General features: G+C 43.5%; 19 protein-coding genes and 1 other RNA gene. 10 read left to right on the top strand and 10 right to left on the bottom strand.

Features of this window, described 5'->3' with window-relative positions; translation table 11 throughout:
- Positions 1-30 precede the first annotated feature (30 nt).
- Positions 31-386, bottom strand: a transfer-messenger RNA (tmRNA) gene (gene ssrA, locus FW758_RS09065).
- Between the two features lie 71 nt (positions 387-457).
- Positions 458-949, bottom strand: a complete 492-nt coding sequence (gene smpB, locus FW758_RS09060) for an SsrA-binding protein SmpB (protein ID WP_006080832.1) — start codon at positions 947-949, stop codon at positions 458-460.
- Positions 950-1,226: 277 nt separating this feature from the next.
- Between smpB and FW758_RS09055 the strand changes: the two genes are divergently transcribed.
- Positions 1,227-1,664: a type II toxin-antitoxin system RatA family toxin gene (locus FW758_RS09055; protein WP_028760728.1), complete on the top strand. Its 438-nt coding sequence runs from the start codon at positions 1,227-1,229 to the stop codon at positions 1,662-1,664.
- On the top strand, positions 1,654-1,986 hold the full coding sequence (locus FW758_RS09050; RefSeq protein ID WP_263145130.1) for an RnfH family protein: 333 nt from the start codon (positions 1,654-1,656) through the stop codon (positions 1,984-1,986). Before FW758_RS09055 ends, FW758_RS09050 begins: the two co-directional genes overlap by 11 nt.
- Before the next feature lie 113 nt (positions 1,987-2,099).
- Here FW758_RS09050 and FW758_RS09045 read toward each other — a convergent pair whose 3' ends face one another.
- On the bottom strand, positions 2,100-2,591 hold the full coding sequence (locus FW758_RS09045) for an outer membrane protein assembly factor BamE (RefSeq protein WP_006080835.1): 492 nt from the start codon (positions 2,589-2,591) through the stop codon (positions 2,100-2,102).
- Between the two features lie 427 nt (positions 2,592-3,018).
- On the opposite strand from FW758_RS09045, the gene FW758_RS09040 reads away from it, so the two are divergent.
- The 4 genes from FW758_RS09040 to FW758_RS09025 all read left to right on the top strand — a co-directional run bounded on the left by FW758_RS09040 (position 3,019) and on the right by FW758_RS09025 (position 7,985).
- Complete coding sequence (locus FW758_RS09040) at positions 3,019-3,810, top strand: SAM-dependent methyltransferase (protein ID WP_446445209.1); 792 nt, start codon at positions 3,019-3,021, stop codon at positions 3,808-3,810.
- A gap of 59 nt (positions 3,811-3,869) precedes the next feature.
- Complete coding sequence (locus FW758_RS09035) at positions 3,870-4,085, top strand: hypothetical protein (RefSeq protein ID WP_446445208.1); 216 nt, start codon at positions 3,870-3,872, stop codon at positions 4,083-4,085.
- A gap of 48 nt (positions 4,086-4,133) precedes the next feature.
- The gene (locus tag FW758_RS09030; protein WP_446445207.1) at positions 4,134-5,879 is read left to right on the top strand and encodes a GGDEF domain-containing protein; all 1,746 of its coding nucleotides are present in this window, start codon (positions 4,134-4,136) and stop codon (positions 5,877-5,879) included.
- A 336-nt stretch (positions 5,880-6,215) separates the two neighbouring features.
- A complete protein-coding gene (locus FW758_RS09025) occupies positions 6,216-7,985 on the top strand; it encodes a monovalent cation:proton antiporter-2 (CPA2) family protein (protein WP_300477944.1) in 1,770 nt (589 codons plus the stop codon).
- Between the two features lie 128 nt (positions 7,986-8,113).
- Here FW758_RS09025 and FW758_RS09020 read toward each other — a convergent pair whose 3' ends face one another.
- Complete coding sequence (locus FW758_RS09020) at positions 8,114-10,576, bottom strand: TonB-dependent receptor (RefSeq protein WP_446445206.1); 2,463 nt, start codon at positions 10,574-10,576, stop codon at positions 8,114-8,116.
- An 859-nt stretch (positions 10,577-11,435) separates the two neighbouring features.
- Here FW758_RS09020 and aceB point away from each other — a divergent pair.
- The 3 genes from aceB (at position 11,436) to FW758_RS09005 (ending at position 15,454) form a co-directional block, all read left to right on the top strand.
- A complete protein-coding gene (aceB, locus tag FW758_RS09015; protein ID WP_106651162.1) occupies positions 11,436-13,085 on the top strand; it encodes a malate synthase A in 1,650 nt (549 codons plus the stop codon).
- Between the two features lie 140 nt (positions 13,086-13,225).
- Entirely contained in the window at positions 13,226-14,551 is a 1,326-nt protein-coding gene (gene aceA, locus FW758_RS09010) for an isocitrate lyase (protein ID WP_012588215.1), read from the top strand.
- Positions 14,552-15,085: 534 nt separating this feature from the next.
- The gene (locus FW758_RS09005; RefSeq protein ID WP_006080843.1) at positions 15,086-15,454 is read left to right on the top strand and encodes an acyl-CoA thioesterase; all 369 of its coding nucleotides are present in this window, start codon (positions 15,086-15,088) and stop codon (positions 15,452-15,454) included.
- Between the two features lie 95 nt (positions 15,455-15,549).
- Here the strand turns inward: FW758_RS09005 and FW758_RS09000 are convergent, their stop codons facing one another.
- The 6 genes from FW758_RS09000 to FW758_RS08975 all read right to left on the bottom strand — a co-directional run bounded on the left by FW758_RS09000 (position 15,550) and on the right by FW758_RS08975 (position 20,850).
- Positions 15,550-15,756, bottom strand: a complete 207-nt coding sequence (locus tag FW758_RS09000; RefSeq protein WP_006080844.1) for a hypothetical protein — start codon at positions 15,754-15,756, stop codon at positions 15,550-15,552.
- A gap of 289 nt (positions 15,757-16,045) precedes the next feature.
- The gene (locus FW758_RS08995; protein ID WP_006080845.1) at positions 16,046-16,411 is read right to left on the bottom strand and encodes a hypothetical protein; all 366 of its coding nucleotides are present in this window, start codon (positions 16,409-16,411) and stop codon (positions 16,046-16,048) included.
- Between the two features lie 787 nt (positions 16,412-17,198).
- Positions 17,199-18,358, bottom strand: a protein-coding gene (locus FW758_RS08990; RefSeq protein ID WP_446445205.1) for an IS3 family transposase whose coding sequence is annotated in 2 segments (ribosomal slippage) — positions 17,199-18,109 and positions 18,109-18,358 — 1,161 coding nt in all. Because the reading frame shifts where the segments join, the coding sequence is not laid out codon by codon here.
- Between the two features lie 233 nt (positions 18,359-18,591).
- On the bottom strand, positions 18,592-19,023 hold the full coding sequence (locus FW758_RS08985) for a nuclear transport factor 2 family protein (RefSeq protein WP_413489603.1): 432 nt from the start codon (positions 19,021-19,023) through the stop codon (positions 18,592-18,594).
- A 111-nt stretch (positions 19,024-19,134) separates the two neighbouring features.
- The gene (locus FW758_RS08980; RefSeq protein ID WP_446445204.1) at positions 19,135-19,605 is read right to left on the bottom strand and encodes a hypothetical protein; all 471 of its coding nucleotides are present in this window, start codon (positions 19,603-19,605) and stop codon (positions 19,135-19,137) included.
- Between the two features lie 45 nt (positions 19,606-19,650).
- A complete protein-coding gene (locus FW758_RS08975; protein ID WP_446445203.1) occupies positions 19,651-20,850 on the bottom strand; it encodes an alpha/beta hydrolase in 1,200 nt (399 codons plus the stop codon).
- A 738-nt stretch (positions 20,851-21,588) separates the two neighbouring features.
- On the opposite strand from FW758_RS08975, the gene FW758_RS08970 reads away from it, so the two are divergent.
- The gene (locus FW758_RS08970; RefSeq protein WP_446445202.1) at positions 21,589-22,770 is read left to right on the top strand and encodes a serine hydrolase domain-containing protein; all 1,182 of its coding nucleotides are present in this window, start codon (positions 21,589-21,591) and stop codon (positions 22,768-22,770) included.
- Positions 22,771-23,025 lie beyond the last annotated feature (255 nt).

Here is a 23,025-nt window from a genome sequence, read left to right as displayed (position 1 = left end):
GACGTCCTGAGACGTCTTCGTTCTTATATTTGGTGGAGGCGGCGGGACTTGAACCCGCGTCCAGAACACCTACATCCAAGGCACTACATGCTTAGTCTCTCTTTTAATTAACCCGAATAAACTCCGAAAGACAGGATTTCATCGGGCGAGTCCGGTACTATTTCGCGGTTCACCCCCGGACGGAGTTCCCTCGCTATCAAATGTAGGATGACCATCTGTATACACTGCCCATTTGAGAGACCTGTGTCAGATGGCTAGCTAGCCTAAGCTGCTAGAGAGTAGTTAGAGTCGTTTGCAACTATAACGGTGCGGCTTTTTACGAGGCCAACCGCCCCTCGGCATGCTCCCAGGGTTTCGTGAATCCTGTCGAATCCAGAATCGCCCCCAAGAATTTGATTGTAACCCGTAGCACAATGATCACCTAGCATCATTTGCTTCAAGTTCAATCGTTTGTTCATTATCCGTGCGTTTTTTCTTTTTTCATCACGCGGGCTTTTTCAACTTCCCATTCACGCGCTTTAGTATCTTCGCGCTTATCGTGATCTTTCTTACCTTTACCTAGGCCAATTTCCACTTTCACCCATGCACCTTTACGCCAGTACATAGAGATTGGAATGATGGAGTAGCCTTGGCGCTCGACTAAGCCGGCCAGTTTATCAAGCTCTTTACGGCTGAGTAGCAGCTTTTTCAAACGTAGGGGATCGCAGACAACGTGTGTCGATGCCGTATTCAAGGGAATAATGGTGCAGCCATGCATAAAGGCTTCGCCATTTTTCAGGAATACGTAACAGTCGGACAAGTTGACCTTACCCATACGGATAGATTTCACTTCCCATCCCATAAGGGATAGGCCGGCTTCCATTTTCTCTTCGAAACGGTATTCGAAGGTTGCGCGCTTATTACGTGCGATAGTCGCAGGCGCGGCTTTGCTTGAATTTTTCTTTACCATAGTGGCGCCATTATACGCACGGTGAATCAATTTGGTATTGATATAAGGTTTTATTTAGTTAATTTCAAGCCTCTATCGTGTTATTGCTGGTTTTTTGAACGTGATTAGGGGTTGAGTATCAGCCTAAGTGTACAAGGGGTGCGTTTTTTACGTATCGTGATAAAATCCGTGCAAATTTTGATTGCTGGCCTAAGTTGTTTATTGCACGTGCGTTATTTTCGTGCGTTTGAGTTTGCTTAGGTCGCTGTGAATACGTTAGTGAAGAGTACTAAGTCCTATGCCGCAAATTTCTCGAAGTGTGTTAGTCCGTTTTAGTGCGATGCAAATGTATGACTTAGTGAATGATGTCGAGTCGTATAAGGAATTTTTACCCGGTTGTGTGGGTGGCAAAGTCTTAGAGTTTGATGGCAAGACTATGCTGGCATCTGTTGATGTGAGTAAAGCGGGGATCCGTAAGACATTTACGACTCGCAACCAAGTGGTTCCTGGTAAGAGTATTGATTTAACATTGGAAAATGGGCCCTTTAAGCATTTATTGGGGCAGTGGCGTTTTACTGAGCTGACTGAAGAGGCTTGCAAGGTAGAATTCGAGCTGAGTTTTGAGTTTTCAAGTTCGTTAGCCGATATGGCCTTTGGTAAAGTGTTTAATGATCTTATGGTATCAATGGTGACGGCATTTACGAGTCGCGCTAAGGTGATTTACAGTGACAAATGAGACAGATAAGTTTGTAGTTGATGTGGTTTATGCCTTGCCTACACAGCAAAAAGTGATTTCGGTGAATGTGAATCCCGGCACGTCAGCGATTGAGGTGGTGCGTTTAAGTAACATTGTAAGCTTTTTTCCTGAGATCGATTTAGACACGGTTAAGCTCGGTGTGTTTAGTAATGTGATTAAGCATGACCAAGTGATTTTACCGGGGCAAAGGGTTGAGATTTATCGTCCTTTGATTGCTGATCCTAAGGATGTGCGTCGTCGCCGAGCGGATAAAGCCAAAGATGAAGGCCGCGCGAATAAAGTCACGGGCGGACGGGCTTAATACGGTTGGTATAACGACTGACGTCAGTTTGACATCATTGCTCAATAAAAAAGCGCCCTTGGGCGCTTTTTATATTTCATCGACGGAGAAGAGCATAAGCAAAGTTTAGGATATTACTTAATTGGTTTTTGAACTTGCGCTTCTGTTTGGTTTTCTTTTACTAAAGGTTTGGCATCTGGACGCTGTGCAGGAATTTGTGGCACTAGCTCAGTTTTATTACCCGTAGGTAAACTGCTCTGCTCGAGCGGCGTATCAAATTCTTTGCTTAGCTCATAATCGCCATTTACTGCGGTGAGTTTATCACCCGTAAAGTGCAAAATGAGTTCTTTATGCGTAATGCTGGCATCGCGTCCACTCTTGTAGTGATAGACGTAGTACCAAGTATCGTCGGCGAAACTATCACGTAATACCGGACGGCCGAGAATGTATTCGGCTTGTTCTTTGGTCATGTCAATGCGCAACTTTTCAACTTGTTGCGGTTCCATATAGTTACCCTGTGGGATGTCGGGCTTATAAATCAACCAATCGAACACACTACAAGCACTGAGCGAAACAGAGAGCGCCACAGCGCTCAGCAGGGTAAGACTTTGCTTTTTATTGATCATTGTATGCGCTACTTCTGAAAATCTGGCGGCCATAATACCCAAGCATTCCCCCTCATGACAAGGGCAATCGGGCTTTGCTGCCGTCATAGATCGAATTGTGTGACTTTTCGACCCGCGATGTTGGCTTTAGTTCTCAATCTGTAAGGATATTTATTACTGTAAATCACTTGGCAGCTGTTGGGGGGGGGTCAGCCTCTGAACCGTACTGCTTTACTGCTGACAGGATTGGAAAAAGGAAATGGGAGTTCGATTTCTTCTTTAAAGCCAAGCAATTAGTCAGGAAGTCGATAAACCGTTTAAGTGGCGATAACCATAGTAATCTTGCTTAAATCAGATTAAAGTTACCGATATGTTTTTATTATGTTCTTGCGCTGTAGCTTTGGTTATGGGTTTGCAGTGTTTGAAATAAAATATTGGGATAGATGCTTTGGGTTCTTTAGTTTGCGTAGGCACGGGTTTACAGCTGGCCGGACAAATCAGTGTGATGAGTCGCAGTTATATTGAGCACGCCGATGTGGTGTTTTCACTCCTGCCCGATGGCTTTTCGCAGCGTTGGATCCAGAAAATTAATCCTAATGTCATCAATTTGCAGCCGTTTTATGCTCAAGATGGCGAAGTAAAAAATCGCCGTGAGACCTATGAGCAGATGGTGAGTGCGATTTTGGACGCCGTGAGGGCTGGTAAAAAAACAGTTTGCGCGCTTTATGGTCACCCCGGTGTGTTTGCTTGCGTGTCCCACTTAGCGATTAAACAGGCGAGGGCAGAGGGGTTTGTTGCAAAGATGGAGCCTGGGATATCGGCCGAGGCGTGTTTGTGGGCAGATTTAGGTATAGATCCTGGTAAGTCAGGACATCAAAGTTTTGAAGCTAGCCAGTTTATGTTTTTTAATCATGTGCCCGATCCGACAACTCATTTGTTGTTATGGCAAATTGCTATTGCTGGCGAACATACCTTAACTCAGTTTCATACTACGAGTGATAGGCTGCAGATTTTGGTTGAACAACTGCATCAATGGTATCCACTGGATCATCAAGTGGTGATCTACGAGGCTGCAAATTTACCCATTCAAGCCCCTAGAATTGAGTATTTGCCGTTGAGTAAGCTGCCAGAGGCAAACTTGTCTCCCATCAGTACGTTACTGATCCCGCCAGCAAAAAAACTCGAATACAACTATGCTATTTTAACCAAATTAGGTATTAGGCCTGAAGATTTAGGCTAATTGCGAGAGTCGTACTTCTGAGTTGAATTCGGAAGTCATCATTAAAATAAGGAAAAAGTATGTCTGCATTATCCGATTTTTTTACTCAGTTAGGCCAAAATGCACAGTTGATGCAAGCGTATCAACAGGACCCTGAGGCTGTAATGCGTGCCCATGGGTTAAGTGATGAAGAAATTGCAGCCGTCATGTCGGGAGACATGGGAAAGCTGAAAAGTTTGAGTGGGGAGGGGGATTATCAGTCCTACTTAGTTATTTCCCATGGTAACGGTGAGTAATTGAAACTCCTGCACGCTTTTTTGTGGTTATGTTTGGGCATATTTTGTATGCCCTTAATGGCTGCAACTATCAATTTTGATGAGGCGTTAGCAGAGCTGGAGCAACTACAACATACCGATCTACCCAGTGCTATTACTAAGCTTCATGAGCTTGAAGCTGATTTCGAGCATATGACGCGCTTTCAACAAGGGCGCTTATTAGTATTTAAAGGGACTTCATTTATTTATTCAGGTCAATATCAAGAAGCCCTAGTGACTTTAATTCAATCTGAAAATTTAGTTCAAAATAGCGATTATTTATTTTCTGCCTATAGCTACGAGGCAACGGCTTACATAGCCTTACGGAATTTTAAAAATGCATTCATGGTAATGAGTAAGAGCCTAGCCTTAATCAATAGGATAGAAAGCATTGATATTAAGCGAGCCTCATATTTGCGTTTAGCCAGTTTATATAGTGCTATGAGTGTTACGGATGAGGTTGGTACTTATGCAAGCAAAGCTTTGTCTCTCGCTTCCGAACATGACGTAAAAGATATTTGTACCGCAAAATTATATTTATCAGTTTATCAGTTAGAGCTTGAAGCATATGACAAAGCGTTTGATGCTTTTCAATCCACTCGTCGTTTTTGTGAGGCCAATGGATACCCATTGATTTCATTCATAGCATTGAAAGGGATGGGGGAGTCTAAGTTAAGATTACAGGAGTACTCAACTTCAGTCCCCTTGCTCTTGAGTGCTTTAAAGGGATACGAGTCTTTTAATTTCCAACTTGAGATTAATAGTACGCATGCTTTATTAGCTGAAACATATTTAGCGCTGAAAAGTTATGCTAAGACCACTGAACATGCGCAATATGTTGCGAACTTACCTGATGATACTAGTTATACCGCTCTTAAACATGCTGTATTTAAAGTACTTGCAGAGCAAAGTGCGGAAAATGCTCAATTTGAAAAAGCCTATGAATATTCGAAAAAAGAGCAGTATTACAATCAGCTGATGTTTGATGAAGCGAAAATGAAAACGTTAGCGTATCAGGCGGCAAAGTTTAATGCTGATGAACAGTCACGTGAAATTAATTTATTGAATAAGGAGCGTGAACTGTATGTCGCTCAGCAAACGGTAAAAGAGCGCGAATACACCAATATGCTGATGTTTGTCACTATTCTAGTAGGCGGACTGTTCTTCCTCGGGATTTTGTTAGCTGTAGGCCAGATGCAGAAACGCAAGTTTATGCGTATGGCGAGAATGGATGCATTAACAGGCATCTTGAATCGCGGTGCAGGGCAAGAATTAGGGGAAAACCTTTTTGTGCAAGCCACGGCCCGCGGTGGGGATTTCTGTGTCATTTTATTTGATTTGGATTTCTTCAAACGTATCAACGATTCTTTTGGCCATGGAACTGGCGATTGGGCGCTTAAAAAGGTGGTCGATTCCCTTAAATCCCATATCCGAAATGGTGATGTTTTTGCTCGTATCGGCGGTGAGGAGTTTGCGATTTTATTACCCTATGCCGATGAAGAGAAAGGCATGGAAGTGGCGGAGCAGTGCCGAGCCCGTATCGAGGCCATTGATACCCAACATTCAGGACATAAGTTCGTCATTACGGCGAGTTTTGGCGTGAGCGGTTTAATGGCTGATGATCTGAGTTTAGACCCATTATTTCACCGAGCCGACATGGCGCTTTATGCCGCTAAGGCCAATGGCCGCAATGCCGTAGTACGCTATTCTGACATCTTAAAATGTGACAAGCAGGCAACTGATTTACGGCGTCATATCGCATCGCCCTCGGTGTAATGTAAGCCGAGTGAACATTTATTCTCATCCTGAGTTGGCAAAGTCCTTAATGGTTTTTATCGTTGCTTCATTTTTTCTCGTTTTGGGTTTTGCCGCCACTAACAAAAAATGCGATAACAGTCTAAGGCGTCTCTGAACGCTCTTTTACTTTGCTTTGTTGCTCCAGTTGATTTCCCCCTCGCTTAAGTGTTTTTCGTACCAAAAATTTCTCATTTTTAATGAATTGCCTTGACCTTGTTAATAAATAAATGGGATATCATAGTTGTTAATTCGCCGAGCTGCGGCGGGGCAAATATATATGGAACACTGCGCATTCCTTTTTCCGTTGGAGCCTTCATGGAACAGTCGAGTTTACTCACGTCGGTGCTGCTATTTTTATTGGCGGCGGTTATTTTTGTTCCTTTAGGTAAACGTTTTGGCGCTGGCCCGATCCTTTCCTATCTAGCTGCTGGCATCATTTTAGGCCCTGGTGGCATGGCCTTAGTTTCTGATCCTGCTGCTGTGTTGCATTTTGCCGAGTTAGGTGTAGTGCTGATGTTGTTTGTGCTGGGACTCGAATTAAATCCAAGTAAATTATGGGAACTTCGCAGTGCTATCTTTGGTTTAGGCAGTGGTCAGTTGTTGTTGTCATGGGCTGCGATTGGTGGTTTAGCTTGGGGCTTTGGCTTGTCTGTTGACGCAGCTTTAGTGGTTGGCGCCGCGCTATCTTTATCATCGACAGCCTTTGCTGTGCAGTTAATGAGTGAACATAGGTTGCTCACAACCCCACTCGGGCGTGATGCCTTTGGTGTCTTGTTAATGCAAGATCTTGCCGTTATCCCTATGTTGCTGCTGACGGCATATTTGGCGCCTAATTCGGCGCAGATTGAGCATCATGCCGTGCCTTGGTACTGGACGTGTCTAGCCCTAGTAGGGTTTGTGTTAGTGGGCAAATACTTACTGCCAAAACTCCTTAAGTTAGTTGCAAGCAGCGGGGTGCGTGAAGTACTCACCGCCTTTGCGTTACTGCTCGTGATGGGCAGCGCCGAGTTAATGGAATGGCTTGGACTCTCTGCGGGTATGGGGGCATTTTTGGCGGGTATTATGCTCGCAAACTCAAGTTATCGACATCAACTTGAAACCGACATCGAACCCTTTAAAGGCTTATTGCTTGGGCTGTTTTTCATGGCGGTCGGTATGAGTATGGATTTGAAATTATTGATATCAGATCCGTTACTTATCTTAGGTATTTTAATGGCGATGTTGCTGATTAAAACCTTTGTGCTGATGGTGCTGGGCCGCATTCGGCACCACAAATGGCGACCGAGTATTGCATTGGGGTTGATCCTTGCAGAAGGCGGTGAATTTGCCTTTGTGCTGTTATCTCAGGCGCAGTTATCTGGCATTGTCGGCGATAAAATCGCGCAAGTGTTAGTGCTGGCGATTGGTTTGTCTATGGCGGTGACGCCGATATTGTTTACCCTGTTTCGCGCGACTAAGGCCAAGGTGGTGGACACTCGCCTGCCAGATACAATTAATGTCACTGAATCGGAAGTGGTGATTGCCGGTTTTGGCCGAGTAGGCCAGATAACCGGGCGTATTTTGGCCTCATCAGGTATCCCTTTTGTCGCATTGGATAAGGATGCGAGCCATGTGGATGTGATTCGCAAATATGGCGGTGAGGTCTATTTTGGTGATGCCAGACGCTTAGACATGTTAATGTCGGCGGGGATCGCGCGCTCGCGTTTGTTATTGCTGGCTGTTGACAGTGTTGAGGATTCCATCGAAATCGCCCAGCAAGTGAAAACCCATTTTCCCCATATCCACATAGTCGCGCGGGCAAGGGATCGTAACCATGCTTATCGTTTAATGAGCCTTGGGGTGACAGATGTCTTTCGTGAGACCTTTGGCTCGGCGCTCTCGGCCAGTGAGAAGATCCTCCAAGGTTTAGGTCTATCTCAGGTACAAGCCAACGAACGGGTAAAAATCTTTGCTGAGCATGATAAGAAACTGGTGATTGCCAGTGCAGCTCATCAAAATGATTTAGCGACGTTAATCAATCTATCGAATAAGGGGAAGGCAGAGTTGGAATCCCTTATGCGCGGTGATAGGGAGAATGTCAGTTAATACGCTGGGTATCATTTGCCATTCTCAATTGAGGATTTAGATGTCAAAAGAGAGCATAAATGCTCTCTTTTTTGTTGGAAACATATCGACTTTCGCGCTGCAGTTTAGCGCTTAAATCTATTTAGCGCTCAAAAACTATAGCTGTATTGCAGTTTGACGTTGCGTTCTTCACCCGGCATACCGCCTAAGAACATCGCTTTACTGTAATAGTCTTTATTGAATAGATTATTGATATTAAGCTGGATTTTCCAAGAATCAGTGCTGTAACTCACCGCCGAGTCAACGACGGTATAGCTAGGCACGTAACCGTCTGGAATACCAAATGAGCTAGAGTGCGTGCTGCGATCATCGACAAATTTAGCACCAAGGCTTAATTCGATTGGGCTTGATAAGCTAAACCAATCGGCGCCATAGGTCACCCAAGCACTGGCTGTGACATAAGGTACGCCTTTTTGTCGGCTATTGTAGGTTAAAGTATTTGGATTTTGTTTATCCCTTGCATCTTGGTACATGCCGTTGAGGTTAACGCGCCATTGATCATTAAGATGGGCATTGAGATCGAGTTCAACTCCCTGAGTATCTTCGCTACCATCGTAAAAATACACGGGTACTTCTGGTCCTGATACGCCTACTTTATATTCTTCATTCGTATAAGGCACATTGGTTCGTGAGCTTTTAAAGAGCACCAATGATGCGAGCATTTGATCATCAAAGGCTTTAAAGCGCATACCCAGATCATTGCTTACCGATTCTGAATCTTCACGGTCAGTATTTTTGCCGGTCACAGAGTCTAATATACTGTAAGCCGTGCGCCCCTTTGAGTGGTTCACAAAGAAAGATAAATCGTCCGTTGGCATATAAGTTAAACCTAGATTATAGGTGATGCCGTTATCCGTAGTGTCCTCTTCCTGCGTCGCAGCAGCTTGACTTGTACTATAGCGTTCATCGACACCTAAATGTTCATAACTTTGTTTTATCTCGTTAAATGCGACACCTACACGTGTGGTGAAGCCATGTCCTAAATATCCCACGTGTTGTACGCCTAAACCCCAAGCGCTGACCTTTTTGTCATAGTTCGCGGTCTTGAGTGGGTCATAGTCTTCAAACTTACCTGTGCCCCAATTAGGATTACGGATGTCGTAAATATAAGGCAGGGAACCTTGATAAGTAATTTCTCCATCCTTATTTTTATAGATTTGATCGGCATCGAAGATAGAATATTGCTGGAAACGAATATTACGGTCTTCATAGTTGGCATTGACCAATAATTCATTGTCTATATTGCCAATTTGGAAGTCATAACGTAGATCGGCAAAGTACTGCCAAGACGTTTCGTCGGCATCGACTTTACGGTATTCCTGACGTCTTGCAGCAAAAGGATAAAGTACGCCATTTTCAACTAATGGTGATCTAGGCTCTTCGTTAATCACGTCGGTAAGAACGTTTTTAATCTTGATGTTACGCTTCCAATAGACGTAGTTATAGGCACCAGTTTGGCGGGCGAAACCTGACGTGTAGTCGCGATACTGCAATTGTTGATTGAGGAACAAATTGTCAGTGAAATAGATATTATGGGTCAGTTTAAATCTTAACTCTTCACCCTCATTGTCCTTCGCCATGGGTGAAATCAGCCCTGCATCACCAAACGAATAGGGGGTTAAGCCGTCAGCGCCCGACAACGAGGCCGCTAACTGCTGACGCTGTGCATCGGTGAGTTGTAGACCATTACCGTTGGGATCATTAACCAGATCTTGCCACGTGACCTCGCCCGCGCTCTTACCGCCGACAGATTCTGCATTGTAAATCCGAATCGGGTGACCAATTGAATCAACGGCAATAGCATCTTTTATGTAAGCACCTGAAAGCATTAAATCTTGGCTATCACTTAATACCCATTTTAAGGCGCCATAGATTTCGTCTCTGTCTGTACCGATATCGCGATACCCATCACTGCGGCCAGATTTGGCGACTAAACGGTAGGCGACATCATCGCTCAGGCCGCCCGTGCTATCCAGAGCAAGGGAGTAGGTGTCCCATTGGCCCATTTCGGCGCTGAACTTATGCTTTGACTCAAACTGCGGTTTCTTTTCAATCAAATTGATCACGCCGCCAGCACTTCCCATGCCATAGAGTCCAGTCGCTGGGCCTTTTAATACCTCAACGGATTCAACGTTGGTTAAAGAGCGCGTAGGGTTGAAGGTATTTCCTAGGCCTGCACCGCCATACATACCGTCATAGGTGTAATTTGCGCCTAAACCACGGATGACTATGTTGTCACCAATGCCATAGTTATTTCCCGCTTGAGTTACGCCACTGATGTTACGGATCAAGTCCTGCAGATTATCTGTACCTTGGGTTTCGATCAGCTCTTGGTCAACAATCACTACAGCTGCTGGGGTTTCCATAAGAGACATGTCGGATTTAGTCGCCAGCCCTGAATTCTTCACTACTGAGTTCTGTCTGCCATAAACCGTGATGCGCTCAACGTTGGTTTCAGCATTTGCTGATGTCGAGTTGACTTCGGCGTGTGCGGTTTGTGATAAAACAGAAAGGCAGGCGAGTGCAGTTAGCGATAAACGAAATGGTTTCATTAATGGTTCCCCCAAATAAATAGGTCGCGAATAGTAATGATTTGCATTTAAGTTGGCAACAAATGTTTCAGTTGTTATTGTCGAAATGTGCAGTGCTGCCAATAAATGCTGCAAAAAGCATCTTTGTGAGCAAACCAGTAATGGGTTCTAGCAAGAGAGAAACGTCATAAAAGAGCGGGTTTACGCTCCATCCCGTTGTAATTTCAAATTTGTTTCATTTTTTTATAAAAAAGTGATTTATTTTTTGAGTTAACCATCACATCCCACCTTGTTGATCGGGAAACGCAACCTAGTGCTTAGCTGGTATTACACTTGGGTGTTATTGCGTTTACGTAAACGTCAAAATAAAACGGTCGTTTAAATTTGTGGTGGTGGTGGCAGTCATTATCATTATGATTTATATGAATTTAGCTTGCTTCCCTCTAGGTTAGTTCAAAACATTGGGTATTTTCTACTTAGGTCTAATAGGGTAAAAATACTGTATTTATATATTTACTATTAGTAATTTAATTACGTAAATAATTACTTTGCATGGGGGTTGGTAAAGTTGTCTGACAAGTTTCATTTAATTCAAACATTCCCAATGTAATTAAAATGTTTAATGCATTTTATATCATAGCGTTATGTTGTTTTTTGTTGCTTGGTCAGACCAATTTTAGCATGCTTTTTACTTAGGTTTGTGCCCATTTCTGTCAATCTTGGACTGTTGCAAATACAAACGTTTGTCGGTAAGTTTTAGTTCGAAACAAACATTTGATGGTTTTTTGGTGAGTTTATAAGCAGCTGTGATTGGGGATGCTACTGCTTTATATGTCAGCGTTAAGCCTGTGATAGTGGAGCCTCTTGGGAGGGCATCAAGATGACGGAACACACTTTGAGTGAACAGCAATTGAATTCGACACTGGGTAAAGCTACAGCAAACGCCACGCTTAATATTGTGGGTCGTGACATTCCAGGCCAAGAAGTCATCTTTACCGAAGGAGCTGTCGCCTTACTCGAATCCCTTTGTCGTGAATTTGCCGACGAAGTACCTGCCTTACTCGCTAAACGTAAAGATAAGCAAGCGCGTATCGATAAAGGATCATTACCCGACTTTCTGCCTGAAACCCGCGCTATTCGTGATGGTGCATGGCAAATTCGCGGTATTCCCGATGACTTGCTTGACCGCCGCGTAGAAATCACAGGTCCCGTTGAACGTAAGATGGTGATTAACGCACTCAACGCCAATGCCAAAGTGTTTATGGCCGATTTCGAAGACTCTTTAGCACCAAGCTGGGAAAAAGTCGTCGAAGGTCAAATCAATCTACGTGATGCCGTGCGTGGTGATATTGAGTACACAGCACCGGACACAGGTAAGCACTACAAATTAGGACCAAATCCGGCAGTGCTTATTTGCCGCGTTCGTGGTCTGCACCTTAAAGAAAAACACGTGCAGTTTAACGGCAAAGCGATTCCAGGCTCACTGTTTGATTTCGCACTGTATTTCTACCACAACTATCGCCAACTTTTGGCCAAGGGCAGTGGTCCATACTTTTATATTCCTAAGTTAGAAAGTCATATTGAAGCGCGCTGGTGGGCAAAAGTATTTGCTTTTGTTGAGGAAAGATTTTGTCTGCAAGCGGGCACGATTAAATGTACTTGCCTGATCGAGACGTTACCGGCCGTGTTCGAAATGGACGAAATCCTCTACGAGCTGCGTTCCAATATCGTCGCACTGAACTGTGGTCGCTGGGATTACATCTTCAGCTATATCAAAACATTAAAGCGTCATAGCGACCGAGTCTTACCGGATCGCCAAGCCGTCACTATGGATACGCCTTTCTTAAGCGCTTATTCAAGACTCTTGATTAAGACCTGCCACAAACGCGGTGCGTTAGCGATGGGCGGCATGGCGGCCTTTATTCCAGCCAAAGATCCGGTTCAGAACGAAGCGGTATTGCAGCGAGTTCGTCGAGATAAAGAGCTCGAGGCGCGTAACGGCCACGATGGCACTTGGGTGGCACACCCTGGTCTTGCCGATACCGCTATGGGTATTTTCAACGAATACATAGGTCAAGATCACTGTAATCAATTACATATCACCCGTGATGTAGACGCGCCAATCCTGGCTAGCGAACTGCTTAAAACTTGCGATGGTGAGCGCACTGAACAGGGGATGCGTCTGAACATTCGTATCGCACTGCAGTATTTAGAGGCGTGGATCAGCGGCAACGGTTGCGTACCTATTTACGGCTTAATGGAAGATGCAGCGACGGCTGAGATCTCTAGAGCCTCAATTTGGCAATGGATCCAACACGGTAAGTCGCTGTCAAACGGCAAACTCGTGACCAAGCAACTCTTTAAAGACATGTTGGTTGAAGAGCTGTCGAACGTGAAAAAAGAAGTGGGTAGCGACAGATTCACCCATGGCAAATTCACCCAAGCGGCGGTATTGCTCGAAGACATTACCACCTCCGACGAGCTGGTCGATTTCTTAACCTTACCCGGTTACGAAATGCTGACAGCCTAGGATGAACCCATTTGCTTGAACCGTTTTATATCAATCAGATTTAGCTGTGGCGGGGCTACCGCCAACCAAACAATTTAGCAGAGTGAAACTGGGGGGCAGTTTCATGATAGCTACAACATCAAAGAGAAAGGAGCGACACTATGACTAAGGCAACGACTCAGACTTCACGTCAAGAGCAGATTGATGCAATCAAGAGAGATTGGGCAGAAAACCCACGTTGGAAAAACGTGCGTCGTCCTTACACCGCGGAAGAAGTGGTTGCACTTCGCGGTTCAATCGTGCCTGAGAATACTATCGCTAAGCGTGGTGCGGCTAAGTTATGGGAACTGGTTAACGGCGGCGCTAAAAAAGGCTACGTGAATTCGCTCGGCGCGTTAACGGGTGGTCAAGCGGTACAACAGGCGAAAGCGGGTATCGAAGCGATTTACCTTTCAGGTTGGCAAGTGGCTGCCGATGCTAACTTAGCCGGCACTATGTACCCAGATCAATCTTTATACCCAGCCAACTCTGTGCCTGCTGTGGTGTCACGCATCAATAACTCTTTCCGCCGCGCAGACCAAATTCAGTGGGGCAATGGCGTTAATCCAGAAGATGAAAAATTTGTTGATTACTTCCTGCCAATCATTGCTGACGCAGAAGCGGGTTTTGGCGGCGTATTAAATGCCTTCGAACTGATGAAGTCGATGATCGACGCGGGCGCTGCCGGTGTTCACTTTGAAGATCAGTTAGCTTCTGTGAAGAAATGTGGTCACATGGGCGGCAAAGTATTAGTGCCAACCCAAGAAGCGGTACAAAAACTGGTTGCTGCACGTTTAGCGGCGGATGTGAGCGGTGTCGATACACTGGTTATCGCCCGTACCGATGCTAACGCGGCCGATTTGTTAACTTCAGATTGCGACCCATACGACCGTGATTTCGTGACCGGCGAGCGTACCAATGAGGGTTTCTACCGTGTGAAAGCCGGTCTTGACCAAGCTATTTCTCGCGGTCTGGCCTATGCCCCGTATGCGGATTTGATTTGGTGTGAAACCGCCAAGCCAGATTTAGAAGAAGCGCGTATTTTTGCTGAAGCGATCCATGCTCAGTACCCAGATCAACTGTTGGCGTATAACTGTTCGCCTTCGTTCAACTGGAAGAAAAATCTGGACGACGCCACTATCGCGCGCTTCCAACAAGCATTGTCAGACATGGGCTACAAGTACCAGTTCATCACTTTAGCCGGCATCCACAACATGTGGTACAACATGTTCGACCTCGCTTATGACTATGCTCGTGGCGAAGGTATGAAGCATTATGTTGAGAAAGTTCAAGAAGTTGAGTTTGCTGCAGCGAAGAAAGGTTACACCTTCGTCGCGCATCAACAGGAAGTGGGCACAGGTTATTTCGACCAAGTGACTACGGTTATTCAAGGTGGCCATTCATCAGTGACCGCACTGACAGGTTCTACCGAAGAAGAGCAGTTTTAAGCAGTAAGCAGCGCTTAGGATGGTCCATTGTGATTGTGGATCACTCCTCAGCACGCCTTATGCCGATGTGTGGTGAGGCGTGGTTAAAAACTCGAAATAGAGGGCAAGGGCGGACTGTGATGAGTTACCGACCTTGCAGCCTAAATCTCGAGTCGAGTATGAAAGAGTGTTACCCGTAAGCCTGTGTTTAGCTGCTCTGCAGCTGTTGTCCCCCGTGCAGTTCGCCTACATGTGCTGTGCGGGTTTTTAAGTCAAATTTTGTGACTTAACTTCCTACCCAGTAAGTTTTTGCTTGCCTTAGCTTGGCGACTCTATGAGTCGCTATTTTTTTGCTTATTGGTTCACTATTGCGCTGATTAATATGGTGCAACTCTGATGCGACTTGGTGCAGTAATCGGATTATTTTACAGCAGCTTATTGCTATCTCATTGTTATTTAATGGCTATCAATTGTGGCCTGAAAAATGCTCTGAATACAGTGGGAAGTTATAGCGCATTAAAGCTGATTGTTGGCATTCACATTGAGGTCACCGCCATGAAATATTACAGTCGCCGTTTAGTTAAGCCTGAACATTTAAATCCAGCAAATACATTGTTTGGCGGTCAGTTGCTCAGTTGGATAGACGAGGAGGCCGCTATTTTTGCTGCCTGCCAGATGAAGAGCACCAGCCATGTGACTAAGCTGATTTCTGAAATCAACTTTATGACGCCAGCGCATCAAGGAGATGTGATCGAGTTTGGTCTGGAGCTGGTGAGCCTCGGCCACAGTTCTATTACTGTCAGCTGCCAAGTGCGTAATAAGATGACGCAGGCGCCGGTGGTGAGCATAGATAAGATGGTGTTTGTGCATGTGAATGCCCAAGGATTGCCTGTGCCCCACGGTATTCGGGCGAATGCGGCTTAGTGGGCGCGGAGCTTGAAATGCGTGATGCTTAAAGTAGGTTATTTAAAATGTATAAGACGCTTAAAACAGACAGTGACGCCTAGGCGTCACTGTGATTAGTCTTTGGTTAAATCTTCTTTTACCGATTTGACGGCATCCCGCGAGGCATGACCTATGGCTTTGGTGGTGTCTCGAGTCGCGTGGCCTATCTCAGTGGTGACATCTTTAGTGGTTGTGCCGATAGCACGGCCTGCGTCCTTTAAATCCGCACAGGCGGATGTAGCGAGTAATAAAGGAATAATAATGAGCGTCGCTTTATTCATTGTGATGCTAATCCTCAATTTAAGTTCGTAACTCAATTTACTGAGCCCTGCCATTTCTACAGTGCCAAATAACATTCGGGACAATATAACAGATCTTGAGCTGAATCACGCTATGACACCATTATCTGCCGAGTCGTTGTCGTAATGTCGTTAGGCAAGTTTGAGCAAGACGTGTGGAACGGATAGGGCGAAATGACGTCGGAGTTTAAATTTTATGAATTCAGTAAATAAAAACGCCAGTGGCGTTTTGCGCACTGGCGTCTAAGGTCGCTAAATAATACTGCAAAGATTATTCGAGTTTGGCTAAGCGTTGTTGATAGTCTTCAATCAGGTGCTGCATGATTTCTTCCGGTGCGGCATCGTCACAGCAATCATCTAAAAAGATTTTAAAGGTGACTAGGGCATGGCCGTCATTTTTGAGTCTGTCACTCTGCATTGAGAAGTAAGCATCTTCATTTTCGGCTTTACGAACCACAAACTTATTTGTTTCGAAGGACTTATCCCCAGAAAGCTCGTGCCACTTAGTGATGCGATTTAACGCGATTTCACAGGACTGGTTCATTTCAATATGATTTAACCAAGTAACGGGATGTTCAGGATCTTTGTAATGTGGACATCTAACTGTGTAGTTATATACATGGGTGATTGCAGTCATAGCGTACCTACCTGTTCGAGGATATTGTTGCCATCATAGGCATCGTTTTTGAATTCGGTCAATCATTAATTAAGTCTATTTAGCCTTGATGTTTTTTGACGGAGAAGGATAGTTACTGCATGAAAATTAACCATTTACTTAATCTGTCATGTCTCTATTTAGCATGAGTTTTATGCCAATAACTTTGTGCTAGATCTCAGTTTTGGGTGAAGTTTCGCTTTTGCTGAATTACTGATTAATAAAGCAACAACTTGGTCGTCAGTAAGTCTTATTGAGTGTAAGTGATAAAAAGAGTGAACCGCGGAGTAAATAGGTTAATCAAGCTTTGATGGGCGTAATACGATTAAGTGGCAGTATAAGTTGTCGCAGAGGAAACGCAGAAGGCAGAATGGACAGAGGCCCATTCGTTAGAACGGGCCTCTCAGCTGGCTTCATCTTTTGCAGGGAAAAAGCGAACTGGGGCCATCTTATCGGATCTGTAACAGTCTGTAACCCACAGAGATCACGTTTTTTATATCATTTTGCTATGAATATTTGAGGTTCAGATCCTTTCTTCTTGAATATGCAGATTTGTGAGTGTTTTGTCAGTGCAAAGGTGCATAGACACTGAGTTTTATGTTGGTTTTTGTTACTCAATTTCTAAGATAGCAACTTGCCTCACCATCTTGTCGATACCGGTATAAAAAAGGCCCCAATAGTGCAGCGATATTCTGTGCACTATTGGAGCCCAAAACGCATTCATTGGAGGATGAAGTCGTGTTTATGCACTAGCAGGACAATGTACTGGTCAACCCAAACTGGACACTTTTACTTGAGAATTTTCAAACTCTACCGGTGACAGATCGTCATTAGCAGAATGCAGCCGCTCCAAGTTGTAATATTTCATGTAAGCAGTCACATCTTGCTTCATAAACTCCCTTGTTGGTTGATTAACTTTAAAAATCCAATCGTGTTTTAAGCTGCCAAAGAATCGCTCAACAACGGCATTATCCCAACACGCCCCCACATCACCCATGCTGGCTCGGATACCATAGCTCGATAGCAGCCTACCGAATTGCTTACTGGTATATTGCGAGCCTCGGTCACTGTGAAATACCAACCCTCTGGCCGGTTGTCGCAGGTTGTAGGCTTTTATTAATGCCTTAGATATCAAATCTGTGGTCATGCGTTTATCTATGTGCCATCCCACAATCCGGCGTGAATACAAATCCATCACCACTGCCAAATACATCCAGCCTTCACCCGTCTTTAAATAGGTCACGTCACCCGCCCAGACCTGATTAGCCGATACTGGATTAAAGTTCATGTTTAACAGGTTATCTGCCACTGCATCTGAGTGTTTCCGCTGCGTAGTCACCTTGTAAGCACGTCGCTGGGTTGCTTTGAGTCGAAGGCGGTACATAATTTTACGAACGAGATAGCGACCAACCTGGTAGCCTTCCTTGCGCAATTTTTTCACCATTTCACGATTCCCTAAGCTGCCTCGACTTTGCTTAAATAGCTGTCGAACAAGGCGATAAAGCTTCAGTGTTTCAAGGCTTATCACGTTTGCAGGGCGCTTATGCCAATCGTAATAACCTGATTTACTTACACTCATTACTCGACATAACAGTGCTACGGGAAACAGGTTGGATTGCCGTTTGATGAAACGAAATCTTACTTCATTTCTCTCGCAAAGAAGGCGCTGGCCTTTTTTAGAATTTCTTTCTCCATTCGTAATTCTTTGTTTTCTATACGTAATCGCCTTAGCTCATCACGCTCAGACTCTTCTAAGGTGATACCTTGTTGCAGGGCTTGGTGTTTTTCCTTCCAGTTGTAAAGCAGGCTCGTGCTAACTCCAAGAGACTTTGCCGCATCGGCAACGCTATAACCTTGTTCTAGCACCATCAAGACAGCTTCATCTTTAAATGCCTGGGGATAACTCTTATGTGATTTCTTCAGACTCATATCGACCTCTTAATTTATTGACCATACTGTCTCAAAATTAAGTGTCCGATGGGATTAGACCAGAACATGCCACTCGCACAGGCTTGCCATGTCATTCATCGACACTGTGAATAGAAACCTAGGGTTTCTGAGCTTATGAACGAGAGCCATGGACGGCGAACTGGCAGTTAAACAAGGATGTTGTTCAAGTCCTTCCTTTGGATGCTCGACCGCCCCGTCCATAGGGTGGACGATTATGCGTTACTTCCCCCTGACAGCACAGAAATTCTTTCTAAATCTCGACTCGGAAAGTCAGGATCTACATACACATACATACGACTTATTCTTTTTCCTTCAAACTCAAACACACTACAAAAACGACCAGTAGATACATTGTTGTCCGGCCAAGAGGTACCATCACTCATTACGCCGCCCTCCTGTCCTTCAACAATTACCTTGTTTCCAGCGGTTGTTATTTGAAAGCCGTCTATGTTGTGCCAGATACTTGTCAACGAGCTCCCAATCCTATTGCCAAACTCCACTAGGGCATCCTTTCCTTTCGCCTGTCCAAATTTAGGAAAGAAAAAATCAACATCCTCGGAAAATAGATCCAGATAACTAGGATCACCTGCATCTACTTTCTCGAAATACTTAACTACTAGCTCAACTAAATCATCTTTTTTCATAATTATTCCTACATCTATATTAGCTTTTACGCATAATGCCGCCAGCAGGGGCCGAAAAAACAGAGCGAAGCGGCAGTTTTTTCGGCCCTCTGGCTGGCCTTATTAAAAATTTTACCCTCCATCTGCTAGCTTCTTTAATTCTTCATATAAAGGCTGCCCACTTTTAGATGCGGAGTTTAATTGTATTTCCCGTTCTTGGTAATTGTGGTGGCCAAGTTCTTTGCAATGCTTATAAATCTCCATCAGCATAGTGGGGGAGTTTTTCTTGCAGATATGTATCCGATTATTGTCGTACTCGGGAAACTGCGAAATTGTTATATCTATAAATGTATCATCGACTTCAAGCCACACATGACTTTTTACTGAGCTGTACTGCTCGAGTTCATTTCCGCACCATATGATTTTAGATTCTATACCTTTTTCTTTTAGGTACATGGCAAGGAAATTACTAGCGATGTCACATGACCCAAAAGGAAAAGAATTAAGCTCATTCCATCGGCCTAGCTTATATAAACGGTAGGATTCAAGCTCTGCGGCCTTTACTAGGGCATTCCTAAATCTATGTACATACTCTTTAAGCAATTTTGATCTCCGAGGACTTTTAACACCTTATATGGATTTTTATTATTAAAGTTTTGTTTGAGCTTGATTAACCATATCTTGAAGCGCATCGATAATGTTCGTTTCTTTCTTTTGTAGTTTTGCTAAATTAAGTGCTTGGACAAAACCTTCATAGGATTGATTATATTTTTTCACCTTAGCATAACCTTGAGCGAGTTTCATATGCGCATATGAATGTTCTGGGTAATCATGTACAAATTGCTCTAATGTCTTGAGCGCTTCTTCTTCTCGCAGGTTCATTTGCTGTTGCTCTGCAAATTCTACATAAATATCAACAGGGGCTGAAACAGTGAAGCCAAACTGCTTAGATAAATCTGAATAGTAACTTTTAACGACTGATATGTTCGCATATTTAGCCAACTCAGGGGTGATTTTAAAATTAACATCAGCATACAAATACTCTAGCCCACTCATTATCGCAGGTAATATGCCACTCATATGAGTACGCTCTGGATAGTGTTCAAATTTCCAGTCTAGATTAACGGGTTTGTTCCTTTCCATGTTGGTTAATAGCTCTAATGTACCCGTATAGAATTGACTACCTTCACCGGCAACCGAAAGAAAAAGTTTTTGTTTAGGACGGTTGCTTTCTATTAGTTTTTTTGAATTTTGAATTATTTCATCATAACTCCACCATCCATTGGCGCTTATAGCTAAGTAATTATTGAACAGTTCTGGGCGCTCAAACAAAGCTGAAAGTGCTAATGTCCCACCATTTGAATGACCAATAATTGTTCTGTGAGGATAGGTAGTATAATTTTTATCAATATATGGAAAGAGCTCATCATTTAGAAATGTTAAAAAATTATCTTGCCCTGAATCAGGCCATTTAGATTTTACAAATGTTTGAAATTTGGTTTGTGGCTCACCGTTTATCTTAGGGAGATAGTCACGAGGACGATTTGTTGTTTGAATACCTACAACCATTGTTTTGGGTATTTGTTCATAGTCGACTAGAGACTGCACTATGCCCGTGACGGTATGAAAGTGGTGTTCACTATCAAGTAAATAGATAACATATAGAGAATCACCTGTATTTACTCCCTTTGGTATATACACTGAAATCGGTCTATCTTCGCCAATAATTTCAGAATGTATAATGAAATTTTCTCCAATAGTCACTTTATCTAACGCAGAAGACTCAGATGCAGAAGCCTCAAATATAGCAACGGTAAAAACAAAGAGTAATGAAATTAAAAAACGCATAAACAAAGTCCTTTTTGTGATTTTGATTGTGATTTAAAAACCTAATACTTGCATTGTTCGCATACGTATTTACCTCATTAGAGCAGTAAAAACGCGCACTCTTAATTATATATTAACTAAAAGCTAACAGCTTTCTATCGCTTTTCATATACAAGAATCCATTATAAAAACGCGCATGCTTGTTCTCAAAACCTATTATCTAAAAACAGCAACCTTTAAGGATTTAACTTTAAAAACAATACAATCAAACATTTATAGTAACGCTCACCGATATCAACTTAAAATCACTCAATACCAAGCGATTGAAAATATACGGTATAACGATCCAGTTTCAGCCATTAGTGGTACGCAGTTGAACGCTGGATATAGGAGATAACTTTTAGGGCAATGAGGTTACAAGCTTGCGATTCATCAGCCGAATGCTAGCTAGTTTTGAGCCTAGATTTTTATGACGGACTTTAATATTGAGAAATGACTTAAGTTTGGCTTTGTTGCACATCGAAACTAGCCGGTTCGACTGCCATGAAAGCTCACAATCTCAGCCCCAGTATCGACATTATCGCCAAAATAACAGTAAATAATCGTACCTAAATTTACACAAATACAGTCATATTCATATCGAAAATTTACTTTAACTTTCAAGTGTAAGCATCAAAGTATACTGCCCCTAAAAATAGGTTATGATAAGCTTGCGTCCTTTAAAAATTAATGACTGCTAAATCAAGTTAAGGACAACAAATGAGCCTTCGCGTTATCACCACCATACTGAGCAGTTTTTTGTTATTACTAAGTGGTCATAGCAATGGCAACAGCTTAGCGTTACATGGCGATAAGGCGTCAGAAAAAGCAGACATTAAAGTAGTATCAAAACCACAAGACATCAAAACCTTAATCAAAGCGGCTATCGATGATTCATTGCAGCCATTCAGTGGTAGCGTCATTTTGCTCGAAAATGGTGTACCACTACTCGAGTTACAAAAAGGCGAAGGAATTAATGAAGCTTCTAGCTTCGTCATGGCATCACTCTCTAAACAGATCACCGCGACTTTGATATTGCAAGCTGTCGATGCTGGAAAGCTCGACTTACATCGTTCATTTAATAGTTATCTTTTTGATGATGTCACACGGGATAAAAATAAGCGCCAAGATGGCATCGAGACGAATTCAGATAAAAGTGCATCTTCGTTTATTCTAAATCAATACGATGAAAGAATTACCATTCACCATCTGCTTAGTCACACATCGGGAGTTGACGAACTTGGCAAATCTAATCGATTTGAGCCAGGGAGCCAATTTGAATACTCCAATTTTGGATATACGCTGTTAGGTCAACTGCTCGAAAAGGTAAATCAACAATCATTTGCTCAACAGATTGCTCAATTTTCACAGCTTAACCAGATCAACGGACTTTATGCGCAAGTCGGCAGTATTAACAGCATTCGACAGAGAATGACTTCGCTCGCTGTAGGCCTAAACGAATCGGATATCCTCGCGCCTTCAAACCTCGTTATTGACGAATCATTACTCCCTGCCGGAGGATTGATTGCATCGGCAGCGGCTTTTGCCAAATTTCAGCATCAATTGCACTCTGGAAAGTTTATCAGCCATGAAAGCTATGAACTTATGACTCGCTCTTATACCAAGATTAAATTTTTATGGCCGGATATGAGCTATGGCTATGGGCTAAGAATCAATAGAGAAGATGGCATCATAGAATATAGCCATACGGGATACTTAGCTGGATATATGTCTATGTCACTCCACTATCCTGAATTTAATCTCGATCTGGTTATGTTAGAAAACCTATCCCTGAATCTAAATGATCTCAACCGGGTCTTCGAACTTCAAACCCAGATACGTCAAGCTATTCGGAGCAATTTATTTCTCACCAAACAGTCACTCTCACTGCACCCTGAGTAAATATGGCGATTTAACATCTTCTACTCCGTATCTATATGTCGCCGTTATATACCGTCCTTAGGTCACTTTTGTTCCATTCCAGCGAGCTCGCTAAGCGAGAATCTTTTTGGGGCAAAGGCGGATTCGATATTGAGCACTGACTTAAGTTTGGCATTTTACACATCAAAACCAGCTGAATTGACTACCAAGAAAGCTCATAATCTAACTCCAAAAATCGCCATTATCTCAAAAAGAAAAGCCCGCGGCTGCGGGCTT

The sequence above is a fragment of the Shewanella sp. 1180_01 genome (genome assembly GCF_052850535.1).
The sequence above is the reverse complement of the archived record's forward strand: the minus strand, read 5'-3'. Positions and strand labels throughout refer to the sequence as shown.